Annotated in this window: 15 protein-coding genes; 5 read left to right on the forward strand and 10 right to left on the reverse strand. The window is 72.6% G+C overall.

Translation table 11 applies throughout. From position 1 onward, the window contains the following. The first annotated feature begins 67 nt into the window (after positions 1-67). Together manB and CFN78_RS02735 are read left to right on the forward strand one after the other, a co-directional pair. Positions 68-1147: a mannose-1-phosphate guanylyltransferase gene (gene manB, locus CFN78_RS02730; RefSeq protein ID WP_094860880.1), complete on the forward strand. Its 1080-nt coding sequence runs from the start codon at positions 68-70 to the stop codon at positions 1145-1147. After that, the gene (locus CFN78_RS02735) at positions 1140-2048 is read left to right on the forward strand and encodes a DNA-3-methyladenine glycosylase family protein (protein ID WP_205660400.1); all 909 of its coding nucleotides are present in this window, start codon (positions 1140-1142) and stop codon (positions 2046-2048) included. Before manB ends, CFN78_RS02735 begins: the two co-directional genes overlap by 8 nt. Positions 2049-2119: 71 nt before the next feature. On the opposite strand, the gene CFN78_RS28990 is transcribed toward CFN78_RS02735, so the two are convergent. The 7 genes from CFN78_RS28990 to CFN78_RS02765 form a co-directional block, all read right to left on the reverse strand. After that, a complete protein-coding gene (locus CFN78_RS28990) occupies positions 2120-2281 on the reverse strand; it encodes a hypothetical protein (protein ID WP_165777412.1) in 162 nt (53 codons plus the stop codon). Between the two features lie 100 nt (positions 2282-2381). After that, positions 2382-2741: a GntR family transcriptional regulator gene (locus tag CFN78_RS02740; protein ID WP_094860881.1), complete on the reverse strand. Its 360-nt coding sequence runs from the start codon at positions 2739-2741 to the stop codon at positions 2382-2384. After that, a complete protein-coding gene (locus CFN78_RS02745) occupies positions 2738-3565 on the reverse strand; it encodes a hypothetical protein (protein WP_094860882.1) in 828 nt (275 codons plus the stop codon). Before CFN78_RS02745 ends, CFN78_RS02740 begins: the two co-directional genes overlap by 4 nt. A gap of 75 nt (positions 3566-3640) precedes the next feature. Continuing rightward, a complete protein-coding gene (locus tag CFN78_RS02750; RefSeq protein WP_165777413.1) occupies positions 3641-4192 on the reverse strand; it encodes an NUDIX hydrolase in 552 nt (183 codons plus the stop codon). Further along, complete coding sequence (locus CFN78_RS02755; protein ID WP_165777414.1) at positions 4189-5526, reverse strand: coenzyme F420-0:L-glutamate ligase; 1338 nt, start codon at positions 5524-5526, stop codon at positions 4189-4191. Before CFN78_RS02755 ends, CFN78_RS02750 begins: the two co-directional genes overlap by 4 nt. Continuing rightward, complete coding sequence (cofD, locus tag CFN78_RS02760) at positions 5519-6544, reverse strand: 2-phospho-L-lactate transferase (protein ID WP_094860884.1); 1026 nt, start codon at positions 6542-6544, stop codon at positions 5519-5521. The genes CFN78_RS02755 and cofD overlap by 8 nt, the downstream gene beginning before the upstream one ends. Then, positions 6541-7374, reverse strand: coding sequence for a GNAT family N-acetyltransferase (locus tag CFN78_RS02765; RefSeq protein ID WP_094860885.1), 834 nt, complete (start codon positions 7372-7374; stop codon positions 6541-6543). Before CFN78_RS02765 ends, cofD begins: the two co-directional genes overlap by 4 nt. 48 nt (positions 7375-7422) lie before the next feature. Here CFN78_RS02765 and CFN78_RS02770 point away from each other — a divergent pair, with 48 nt between their 5' ends. From CFN78_RS02770 to dapC, 3 genes are all read left to right on the forward strand, one after another. Beyond that, complete coding sequence (locus CFN78_RS02770; RefSeq protein ID WP_094860886.1) at positions 7423-7605, forward strand: hypothetical protein; 183 nt, start codon at positions 7423-7425, stop codon at positions 7603-7605. 197 nt (positions 7606-7802) lie between these two features. Continuing rightward, on the forward strand, positions 7803-8123 hold the full coding sequence (fdxA, locus tag CFN78_RS02775) for a ferredoxin (protein ID WP_094860887.1): 321 nt from the start codon (positions 7803-7805) through the stop codon (positions 8121-8123). Then, on the forward strand, positions 8120-9214 hold the full coding sequence (dapC, locus tag CFN78_RS02780; protein WP_094860888.1) for a succinyldiaminopimelate transaminase: 1095 nt from the start codon (positions 8120-8122) through the stop codon (positions 9212-9214). The genes fdxA and dapC overlap by 4 nt, the downstream gene beginning before the upstream one ends. Positions 9215-9228: 14 nt before the next feature. On the opposite strand, the gene CFN78_RS02785 is transcribed toward dapC, so the two are convergent. The 3 genes from CFN78_RS02785 to CFN78_RS02795 all read right to left on the reverse strand — a co-directional run bounded on the left by CFN78_RS02785 (position 9229) and on the right by CFN78_RS02795 (position 11797). Continuing rightward, positions 9229-10227, reverse strand: a complete 999-nt coding sequence (locus tag CFN78_RS02785; protein ID WP_094860889.1) for a CHAD domain-containing protein — start codon at positions 10225-10227, stop codon at positions 9229-9231. 90 nt (positions 10228-10317) lie between these two features. Continuing rightward, entirely contained in the window at positions 10318-11325 is a 1008-nt protein-coding gene (gene dapD / locus CFN78_RS02790; protein WP_094860890.1) for a 2,3,4,5-tetrahydropyridine-2,6-dicarboxylate N-succinyltransferase, read from the reverse strand. Between the two features lie 28 nt (positions 11326-11353). Beyond that, positions 11354-11797 carry a hypothetical protein gene (locus tag CFN78_RS02795; RefSeq protein WP_133116278.1) on the reverse strand — a complete coding sequence of 148 codons (444 nt, stop codon included), beginning with the start codon at positions 11795-11797 and terminating at the stop codon, positions 11354-11356. Between the last annotated feature and the right edge of the window lie 51 nt (positions 11798-11848).

Raw genomic sequence — 11848 nt, forward strand, 5'->3', positions numbered from 1 at the left:
GGCAACCGTCATTGTTTCCCGCGGTTTGTCGCCCGGCGGTGCGTGCTAATGGGGAGGTTGTACGGAGATGACGTCCGAGCTCGGTGTGGACGCGGTGGTGCTCGTCGGCGGCAGGGGGACCCGGCTGCGCCCGCTGACCCTGTCCGCGCCCAAGCCGATGCTCCCCACCGCGGGCGTGCCGTTCCTGTCGCATCTGCTCTCCCGCATTCGCGCCGCCGGGATCACCCACGTCGTGCTGGGTACCTCGTACCGGGCGGAGGTGTTCGAGGAGCACTTCGGCGACGGGTCCGCGCTCGGGCTGGAACTGGAGTACGTCGTGGAGTCGGAGCCGCTGGACACCGGCGGCGCGATCCGCAACGTCGCGCACCGGCTGCGCGCGCGGGACGCCGTGGTGTTCAACGGCGACATCCTCTCCGGCGCCGATCTGGGTTCGCTCGTCGGCGCCCACCGCGCCGCCGCCGCGGACGTCACGCTGCACCTGCAGCGCGTCGCCGATCCCAGCCGGTTCGGTTCGGTGCCCACCGACTCCGGCGGGCGGGTCACCGCCTTCCTGGAGAAGACCCCCGATCCGCCCACCGACCAGATCAACGCCGGTTGCTACGTCTTCCGCCGGGAGGTGCTGGAGTCGATCCCGGCGGGACGGCCGGTGTCGGTGGAGCGGGAGACCTTCCCCGGGCTGCTGGCGTCCGGGGCGCACCTGCACGGGTTCGTCGACGCCTCGTACTGGCTCGACGTGGGCACCCCGGAGGCGTTCGTCCGCGGTTCGGCCGATCTGGTACGCGGTGTCGCGCCGACGTCCGCGCTGCCGGGCCCGGTCGGTGACGCGCTCGTGCTCGACGGTGCCGTGCTCGCCCCGGACGCCCGGGTCGACGGCGGGGCCACGGTCGCCGCGGGCGCGGAGGTCGGTGCCAGGGCCACGGTGTCCGAGTCGGTACTGTTCGAGGGGGCCGTGGTCGGGGCGGGCGCCGTCGTGGAGCGTTGCGTGCTGGGCGCCGGTGCCAGGGTGGGCGCGGGCACGGTGCTGCGGGGCGTCGTGGTCGGTGACGGCGCGGCCATCGGCGCCGGCTGCGAGCTGCTGGACGGTGCGCGGGTCTGGCCAGGCGTCGCGCTGGCGGACGGCGCCGTGCGATTCTCGAGTGATGCCTGAGTCCCTGCGCTGGACCCCCGGGTTCACCCTGGATCTCGCGGCGGTGCTCGCGCCGCTGCGGCGCGGCAGGGGCGATCCGTGCCTGCGTCGTGACGAGGCGGGCCGTACCTGGCTGACGGCCAACACTCCCGCCGGCAACGCGACGCTGATGCTGTGCGCGCTCGCCGACGGCGATGTCGACGCCCGCGCCTGGGGCCCCGGCGCGGACCTCCTGCGCAGCGGGGTGCCCGCGCTGCTCGGCGCGCACGACGACGACACGGGCTTCGTCGCCCACCACGAGGCCGTGGCGCGGGCGCGGCACGGCAGGCCCGGTCTGCGGATCGGCGCGACCGGGCGGGTGTGGGACGTGCTGGTGCCCTCGGTGCTGGAACAGAAGGTCACCGGCTACGAGGCGCACCGCTCCTGGCGGGAGCTGTGCCGGCGGTTCGGTGAGCCCGCGCCCGGACCGGCACCGGAGGGGATGCGGGTGCCGCCCACCCCGCTCGCCATTCGGTCCATTGTGGACTGGGATTGGCACGCGGCCGGCGTCGACCTGACACGCAGGCGCACGCTGATCGCCGCCGCCCGGGTGGCGCCCCGGCTCGAACGGGCGGTGGAACTGCGGGGTGCGGAAGGGCGGCGGCTGCTACGGCACGTTCCCGGCATCGGTGTGTGGACGGCCGCGGAGATCGCGCAGCGGGCGTGGGGCGACCCGGACGCGGTGAGCTTCGGTGACTTCCACATCCCGGCCGTCGTCGGTCACGCGCTGCTCGGTCACCCGCTCGACGACGCCGGGCTCGCCGAGGTGCTGGCTCCCTACGCCCCGCACCGGCAGCGCGCCGTCCGTTACCTCGAGGCGTCCGGTTTCTCCCGCCCCCGTTTCGGCCCCCGGCACCCCATCCGCGACTACCGAACCCTCTGACCCGCACCCCGTGTCGTGCGGTGGGGTATGCCGTGTCGGGCGGTACGGCATGCCGTGTCGTGCTGTTCCGGTTACCAGCCGCCGCGCGCGGGGGGCGGTTTCGGCAGGTCCTGGTTCGCCGGGTAGTCCATCGGCTTGTGTCCGCTGTACCGCGCCACCATCACCACGATGGTCACCAGTGCCAGGATTCCGAGTACCAGGAGCACGATCTCGAGGAAGCCGAACATTGTCATCCCCTCCCTGTCGTCCTACCGCCAGAGTACGGCCTGCCGGGAGTGCACGGAGCGGGCACGAGGTCCGGACCCGGATCGTGACCTGTCCGTCGGCTGCCGGCTACCCGCGCTGGACGGCGGCCGTGACGATGTCCAGCGCCTCCGACGCGCTGAGCCCCAGCCCGCGGACCGCGCTCGCGTAGTCGGCCGCCGCCTGCTGGGCCCGCTGCCTGCTCGCGTCCCCCGAGGCTCCGACGAAGCTGCCCGCCCTGCCGCGGGTCTCGATCAGCCCGGCCTCCTCCAGCTCACGGTAGGCGCGGGCGATCGTGTTCGGTGCGATGCCCAGATCGGCGGCCAGTTTCCGCACGGTCGGCAGCTTCGCCCCGACGGGAAGCGTGCGCTCGTTGATCTGCCGGGCGAGCTGGGAGCGCACCTGCTCGTACGGGGGCACGCGGGATTCGCCGTCGACGCTCACGATCACGGCGTCACCATCGCACGGCCGACGGCCAGCGGACGACGGCGGTCGCGCAGGTGGACCGACGTCCACAGCGCGGCGCCGAGCACCAGGTAGACGGTGAACGTCCATCCGGCCGCGGCGGGCAGGCCCTCCTGTACGAGCATGATCGCCGCGAGCGCCAGCGGCATCGGTGCGACCCGGTGTGCGTCCTCGGTGCGGAGCTGATCGTCGACGACCAGGGAGGAGTCGTCCTCGGCGAGGCCTGGCCTGCGCACCGAGTCCACCGCGGCCACGGTCACGACGATGCCGAGGGCGAACGTGCCCGCGGCGAAGAGGCCGCCGACGACGCTGACCGCCGGGTCGCTTCCCGTGCTCGCGACGACCGCGCCGATCGCGGTGCCACCGCCGTAGGTCAGGGCCGTCGCGTACAGGAACGGGGTGCCGACCACGTGGCGCCAGGACGGCGGCGAACTGTGCGCGCTGCGCCGGGGCAGTGCGGTGGCGAGCCGGCGTTCCTCGGCCCGCATCCGCCTGCCGGCGATCCAGGCGGTGACGGCCATGCCGAGGTAGAGGGCACCGACCACCAGCGGGCCGTCGACCGGTGCCCGCTCCGGTCCGACGAGCAGGCCGAGGTCGAAGACCTCGCGCAGGATCGCCCAGACGAAGACCAGGCCGCCGAACGCGAGGATGCAGAACATCTCCGTCTCGCTACCGCGGGCGCGGATGGCGAGCCGGGCGGCGAGCAGGTCGGACGGCTCGACGGTGCCCGCCCGGTGCCGTGTCAGCCATCTCCGGGCTCGGGCACGGTCGCTCCCGTCGACGTGCGTCGGATCTCCCCGCTTCGGCATGCCCGGCCCCCTTCGTGTCAACGTTTGTACCTCAACGCTGACACGAAGGTCAATACAAAGTCAATCGTCCGCCGGTCAGGCCCGCTCCAGTGCGGCGGCGAGCGGTCCGGCAAGGTCCTCACTGCCGGGTGGCAGGGCGTGCACCGGCCACCAGCGCAGATCCTCGGACTCCTCGCTGCGGGAGGGGGTCGCGCCCTCGGGCGCGCGCACGGCGAACCGGACGTCGAAGTGACGGGTGGGCAGGCCGAGCGAGCAGGTGATCGGGTGGACGTCCAGGTGCACCGGCTCCGGGGCGATCGTCAGACCGTCCATTCCGGACTCTTCCCGTGCCTCGCGCAGGGCGGCGCCGGCCAGAGTCGTGTCCTCGGGCTCGCAGTGGCCACCGAGTTGCAGCCAGCGCCCGACGCGGGGGTGCAGGGTCAGCAGCACGTTCTCCGCGCTCGCGTCGAGCAGGACCGCGGACGCGGTGATGTGGCCGGGTTCGCAGGCGCGGGCGCAGGCGTCCGTACGGGCGGCCAGGAAGCCCAGAAAGCCCTGTCGCAAGGATTCCTGCGCGGCGTCCCGCGGTCGCCAGCGATCCACAGTGGACACGGTGTCGGCGTACAGGTCCGATCCGGCCGTCGTCACAGTTCCAGCAGCCCTTCGTCCGAGGCGCGCGGTGGCCGGGGTGCGGGGCCCTCGGCGGGGTGGCCGATCGCCACGGCGCCGAGGGGTTCCCAGTGCGCGTCGAGGCCGAGTACGTCCCGGACGACGTCCGCGGCGAAGATCGTCGAGCCGATCCAGCAGGAACCGAGACCCTCGGCGGCCAGCGCCACGAGCAGTCCCTGCACCGCCGCGCCCCCCGCGACGGTGAACATCGTGCGCTCGCAGGCGTTACGTCGCTCGTCGGGATAGGTGTGCGCTCCGTCCGGTACCAGGAACGGCAGCACGACCTCCGGGGCGTCGAACAGGATGTCGCCCCGGCCGAGACGGCGCGCGATCTGCTCCTCGGTGAACCCGTCGCCTGCCAGGTCCGCCCGCCACGCCTCGCGCATCGCCCGCAGCAACTGCTGCCGCGACCCCGCCGAGCGCAGCCGGACGAAGCGCACCGGCCGGGTGTGGTGCGGAGCGGGTGCGGTCAGCGCGGCACCGATCGCCGTCCGCAGTACCTCGGGATCGACGGTCTCGTCGGAGAACCGGCGTACCGAACGACGCGCGGGCACCGCCTCACGGCGGCCCTGCGCCAGGGACTCGTTGGTACCGAGCCGGAACAGGTCCTCCTCGACGGGACGCACCAGGTCCGCCGCCGTGGAACCGTCGTCCACTATGGACATTCCACGGACGACCGCGACCGGAGTCGCGCCGAGCTTGCCCTTTACCAGATCCGCGGCGGCGGCCAGCTCGTCGGCCACCGCGATCTCGGTGACCACCAGCTCGTTGCCCTGGCCGTCGACGGTGCCCTCGTAGGCGTGCAGCACGCGAATGCCGGACGAGCCGATTGCCGTGTCGGTCTGCCCGATGCGCCACGCCCTGCCCATCGTGTCGGTGACGATCACCGCCACCTCGACGCCGAGCCGCTCGCGAAGGCCGTTGCGCAGTGCGAGTGCGGAGGCGTCCGGGTCTGCGGGCAGCAGGGCGATCTCGTCACCGGCCACATTGGACGCGTCCACGCCAGAAGCCGCCTGTACGACACCGATCCGGTTCTGCGTGATGACGGTCCGCCCGATACGGGCGATCACCCGGACGGCCTCCTCGTCGACGTGTCGCCGCCGGATCGCGTCCCGCTCCAGCGGGTCGCGGGGGACGCGGATCAGTCTTCCCTCCGACTTGGACACGATCTTGCTGGTCACCACCAGCACGTCGCCGGAGCGCAGCCAGCGGGCGGCGCCGGCGATGGCGCCGGTCAGGTCGTCGCCGGGGCGGAACTCGGGCAGGCCCTCGACGGGCAGGATCTCCAGTGAGGGAGCGGCGTGGTCAGTCAAAGTCCACTCCGGACAGTTCGAGGGCCGCGTGTGCCATCTTCGCCGTGGCGTCCACATCGGACATCAGTAGCGGCACCGCCCGTACGGCGACGCCCGGCACCTCGGCGGACTCGCCGGTCTGCACCAGCCAGCCGTCGAGCAGGCCGTCCTCGGAGGTCTGCCGGGAGCCGTAGTGCCTGCCGACACCCTCCGCCGTGGTCTGCACCCCGATCGCCCGCAGGCAGGCGTCGGCCATGCCGCGCACCGGTTTCCCGCCGATGATCGGGGAGACGCCGACCACCCCGGCATCGGTCTTGCGCAAGGCTTCGCGCACTCCCGGCACAGACAGGATCGTGCCCACCGACACCACCGGGTTGGACGGGGCGATCAGCACGGCGTCCGCTTCGGCGATGGCCTCGACCACGCCGGGGCCGGGCGTCGCCTCTTCCGCGCCCACCGGCACGATCGCGTGCGCACGCGGTTCCGCCCGGTACCGCACCCACCATTCCTGGAAGTGCAACGCCTTGCGGTCGCGGCTGCCGGGCTCGGTGTCCTCCCCGGAGGTCTCCGGATCGTCGACGACGACGTGCGATTCGACCCGGTCGTCGGACATCGGCAGCAGCCGCACGCCCGGTTGCCAGCGGTCGCACAGGGCGGCCGTGACGTCGGAGAGCGGGTAACCGGCGCGCAGCATCCTGGTCCGGATCAGATGCGTGGCGATGTCCTTGTCGCCGAGTCCGAACCAGCTCGGCTCGGCACCGTAGGCCGCCAGCTCGTCCTTCACCGTCCACGTCTCACCGGCATGGCCCCAGCCGCGATCGGTGTCGATACCGCCGCCGAGGGTGTACATGCAGGTGTCCAGGTCCGGGCAGATGCGCAACCCGTGCATCCAGACGTCGTCCCCGGTGTTGACCAGCGCGGTCACCTCGTGCGCGGCGCCGGGCGGCGCGGCGCCGATCGCGGGCAGTCCGAGTGCGGCCTTCACGCCGAGCAGGAAGCGGGCTCCGCCCACACCGCCGACCAGTACGACAACCTTCACGGGAACGGATCCTTGCACGTACCCGCGGCGCCGCGAAGCGCACCCGGCGCGCGGGAACCCGCAGGCTGCCGGGAACCGGAGCACGCTGCGGGCCCGGGAACCCAGTAGCGGTAGCCGTGATGCTCGGCGAAGCCGAGCCGCTGGTAGAGGGCGAGCGCCGGGTGGTTTCCCCTGGCGACCTGGAGGACGCAGCGGGTGGCGCCGTGCCGGGCCGCCCAGGTGCCGAGACCGGCCATCAGCGCGGCGGCGAGCCCTTGCCGGCGGTGGGCGGGCGCCACGGCCAGCCGGGACACGTGCAGCAGGTCGCCGGCCAGCGCGCCGCGAACCGCACCCGCCGCGTTTCCCGCGCGTTCCGCGACGCCGTAGCCGATCCGGCCGCCGTGGGTGAGTACGTGCCGCTGCGCCGCGTCCGGCGTGGCACTGCCCACGCTGAGCGTCCACCAGCCGGCAGTGGGCTCGTCCGGCACCCGTACGTCCGCCCCGACGTCCTGCCCGCCGGCCCGTCCGCCGACCGGACCGGTCAGCACGGCGACGTCGTGACCGTGCGGGTGGCCGGTGTCGGGCACCCAGCCCCACGCGCGCAGCCCGGCCTCGACGGGGGAGTCCAGCACGACCTGCAGCTTCGGCGGGATGCCGTGCTCCGCGGCGAACCGGCGCACCTCGGTCAGCGCCTGCCCGATCGGCCTGCCCGGATCGCCGGCGGCGAGGGCGCTGTTGGCGCGCCCGGTGAATCCGCCCGCCGCGCGCAACCGCCATTCCCCGATAGTGTTCTCGGTCACGGCGGGCCAGACGTCCGCGCAGGCGTGCTCGAGCCGTTCGGTGGCATTCACGGTTACATTGTGCGTGCCAGGTGCAATCCGATACCGCCAGGAGGAACAGTGAGCGTCGCGCGCAAGGACGACCGGCACAACGACGACCTGGTCAGCGAGATCTCGGACGGCTTCAACCGTGCCCTGACAGCGAAAGACGCAGATCAGGACGGGGAGAAGAAGGAGCAGCCGAAGTTCGTGGTGACCGGCGACAGCCGGACCGCGCCGGCCAGGAACCGGCGCGGACGATGATCGGATCCGGCCGCGCACAAGGCCGATAAACGCCGTATACCTCCAGCGCCGGTCGAGGTATTAAGCGCCCCCTGATAAGGGGGGCCTCACCTCCCGGAGCCCGTTGTCGGCGCGTAATGTCGCCCTCAGCGCGATCGTCGGCGAGGCGTCCGCGCCAGGCATGAACTAGCTCGACAGATGAACAGCTGGAGTGCGCAGTGACCTATGTGATCGCCGAGCCTTGTGTCGACGTGCTCGACAAGGCCTGCATCGACGAGTGTCCCGTCGACTGCATCTACGTCGGCGAGCGGATGCTCTACATCCATCCCGACGAGTGCGTCGACTGCGGCGCCTGCGAGCCGGTCTGCCCGGTCGAGGCCATCTACTACGAGGACGACGTTCCCGACCAGTGGAACGCCTACACGAAGGCCAATGTGGACTTCTTCGACGAGCTCGGCTCGCCCGGCGGCGCCTCGAAGGTCGGCACCACGGCGCACGACCCGCAGTGGATCAAGGACCTGCCGCCGCAGGCCGAATGAACCCGGCCGTCCTTCCCGACTTTCCCTGGGACTCGCTCGCCGAGCACGCCGCCCGGGCTCGTGAACACGCGGGCGGGATCGTCGACCTCTCCGTCGGCACGCCCGTCGACCCGGTTCCGGCGAGTATCCGGGACGCACTGGCCTCGGTGGCCGAGATCCCCGGGTACCCGACCACGCACGGCACGCCCGCACTGCGGGCCGCCGTCGTCGAGGCGCTCGGGCGCAGGCACGGCGTCGACGGGCTCGACCCGGACGCCGTGCTGCCCACCATCGGCTCCAAGGAACTGGTCGCCTGGCTGCCCCGGCTGCTCGGCGCCGGTCCGGGCGACGTGGTCGCGATCCCAGAGGTGTCCTACCCGACCTACGAGGTGGGTGCGCTGCTCGCCGGGGCCACCGCCGTCCGGGTGGACGGGCTGACGGCGCTCGGCCCGGCCCGGCCGTCGATGATCTGGCTGAACTCGCCGTCGAATCCGACGGGGCAGGTGCTGGGCGTGGAACACCTGCGCAAGGTCGTCGAGTGGGCCCGCGAACGCGGCACGGTCGTCGTCTCCGACGAGTGCTACCTGGCGCTCGGCTGGGAGGGCGAGCCGCCGGTGTCGGTGCTGCACCCGTCCGTCCACGGTGGACGGCTCGACGGTGTCCTCGCCGTGCATTCCCTGTCGAAGTCGGCGAACCTGGCCAGCTACCGGGCCGGGTTCGTCGCGGGTGACCCGGCGCTGGTCGCCGGACTGCTGGCCGTGCGCAAGCACGCCGGGATGATCGTCCCCCGGCCGGTGCAGGAGGCGATGGTCGCCGCGCTCACCGACGACGAGGCGCTCGACGCACAGCGGGAGCGTTACGCCGCCCGCCGCGCGATACTGCGGAAAGCGTTGCAGGACAACGGCTTCCGAATCGACCACTCCGAGGCCGGGCTGTACCTCTGGGTCACCGGGGACTCCGACGCGCTCGCCACGGTGCGCTGGTTCGCCGACCGCGGCATCCTGGTCGCGCCCGGCACCTTCTACGGCCCGTCCGGATCCCGGCACGTGCGGGTGGCGCTCACCGCCACCGACGAGCGCGTCGCCGCCGCGGCCGAACGCCTCGCGGTCTGAGGCGCCCGGTCTTCTCAGAGCAGCTTCTTCACCGCACCGTCGACGCGCTTCGCCGCCGAGGGCCAGGCCGCACGCGCGCGGTTCCTGCGGACCTGCTCCCGTTCGGCGATCCGTCCCGCGATGAAGCCGATCGCGGCGTCGCCCTGTGTCCGGGACAGCTCCCGCATCCGGTCGGCGGCCACCACCGCGTCCTGGTGATCACCGAGCACGCTCTGCAGGCTCTTCGCCGAGCGGACGACCGCCTTCAGCCGCTTCGCGTCCTTCTTCCGGGCCGCCGAGCGGGCGAGTTCGGCGGCGTAGCGAAGCCGCTTGCCGCGGATGCGCACCTTGTGCAACTGCTCGTCGGACGGGTTCGGCCCGAGCTTCGCGACGGCCTTGCCGAGCTTGCGGTACGGCTTTCGTACCGAGTCGACGAGCGGTGCCCGCTCCTCGCGACCCGCCACCGTGCCCGCGTCCGGTTCGATGTCGGGGGTGCGGGCGAGTTGCGCGATCGACTGGAGCAGCGAGTCGTAGCGCCGCCCGGTCAGCGAACGGTTCAGCCGCCGTTTCGCCTTGCCCCGCTCGGCGATGAACACGGCCACCAGCGCCCTGGCCGCCTGCTGGTCCTCGTCCTCGAAGTCCGCCACCGTCGCCCGGAGCGCTTCGATCAGCACGTCGTGATCGCGGACCTCGCCGAGGGCACCCCCCAGCCAGGAGAGTTCGGAACGGACGGTCACGGCGGTGGGACCGAGCTGCGCGCCGCTCTGCTTGAGCACGCTGCGCAGCCGCCGGGTCGCCACCCGGAACTGGTGCAGTTCCTCCGGATCGGTGCCCGCTCTGGTACCCGGTTCGTGCGCCAGGATCGTGCGCAGCAGCGCGTCGATCCTGGCCCGGACGTGCGTGGTGGGCGGATCCTCGGGCGCCGCCACCGGCGGTGTGGCGGGCAGGCCGAGGTCCTCGGGCACGGGGGTGACCCGCCGTGCCGCGGGGGCGGGACGCACCGGGGGCACGGGCGGCGACGAAGCGGTGCTCATCGATCAATGATAGGTGAGATCCGCCACCCGGCGATTCGTCGAACCGGCGGGAATCGCGACGCCGGAGTGTGACCGGCGGAGTCGTACGGCTCAGTCGTTGGCGTGCAGCGCGGCGTTCAGTTCCACACCGGCACCGTCGCGGGCCACCGCCTCGACCGCACCGGAGGCCGAGTTGCGCCGGAACACCACTCCCGAGATGCCGGACAGTTCGGCGGCCTTGACGGTGCGCCCGTCCACCGAGACCTTGGTGCCCGCGGTGAGGTACAGACCGGCCTCCACCACCGAATCGTCGCCGAGGGAGATGCCGACGCCGCCGTTGGCGCCGACCAGGCAGCGCTCGCCGATGGAGATGACCTGCTTGCCACCGCCGGAAAGCGTGCCCATGATCGACGCGCCACCGCCCACGTCGCTGCCGTCACCGACGACGACACCGGCCGAGATCCGGCCCTCGATCATCGACGCGCCGAGCGTGCCCGCGTTGAAGTTGACGAAGCCCTCGTGCATCACCGTCGTGCCCGAGGCCAGGTGCGCGCCGAGCCGGGCCCGGTCGGCGTCGGCGATCCGGACACCCGAGGGGGACACGTAGTCGACCATGCGCGGGAACTTGTCGATGCCGTAGACGGTCACGTTGCCGCGGGAGCGCAGGCGCATCCGGGTGGCCTCGAATCCCTCGACGGGGCACGGGCCGTGATTGGTCCAGACGACGTTCGCCAGCAGGCCGAACATGCCGTCCAGGCTCTGCCCGTGCGGCTGGACGAGGCGGTGCGAGAGCAGGTGCAGGCGGAGGTAGATGTCGTGCGCGTCGACGGGTGCGTCGGAGAGCGCACCGATCGTGGTGCGTACCGCGGCCACCTCGACGCCGCGGTCGGTGTCCGGGCCGAGCAGGGCGGCCACCGACTCGCCCAGCGCCTCCACGGCCTGCGCCTCGGACAGCCGTTCCACCCCGCCGCTGCCGGGCGTTCCGCCCTCGGTCAGTTTCGGCTGGGGGTACCAGGTGTCCAGCACGGTGCCGTTGCCGGTGATGGTCGCCAGCCCGACGCCCTGGGCGCCGGTGGTCTCGGGTGCGGGACTCGCGGTGTTCCGGTTCTGCTCGCTCACGACCACACGGTAGCGCGTGCCCCGCAGGTCAGCCGCCCGCGGGCAGGACGCTCACCAGCTTCGCGTCCACCTCGGTCAGCGTCGCGGCGACGTCGGTCAGTGCGCTGCCGCAGTCCGGCGCGTCCGTTTCGGCGCAGCCCCGGTTCCGGTAGGCGGCGATCGCGGCGTCGAGGCGCCGTCCGGCCTCGACCAGTTCCGGTTGCGTGGTCCCGGCGTACTTCTGCGCGCCACCGGGGACGCTGCCGAGCTGGGTGACGTACTTCGCGCATCCCGGCGCGTGCTGCTCCTCGGGACGCAGGAAACACGGATCGTTCATCTGCAGGTCGATCCGTTCGGCCATCGACGCCGGCCCCGGGTCCTGCATCGGCTGTGCCGTCTTCGGGCCGGCCTCCGAGCCGCACCCGGTCAGCGAGAGGAACGTGAGGGAGAGGAGAAGGAGGGTGCCGCCGATGGCTGCCGGGTTCCGTCGCACGGTCACCACGCTACCCGCGCCGGGGCGGTCGGGGAGATGGTGCCGCCGCGA

It is taken from the genome of Amycolatopsis antarctica (genome assembly GCF_002262875.1).
GTDB lineage: Bacteria > Actinomycetota > Actinomycetes > Mycobacteriales > Pseudonocardiaceae > Amycolatopsis > Amycolatopsis antarctica.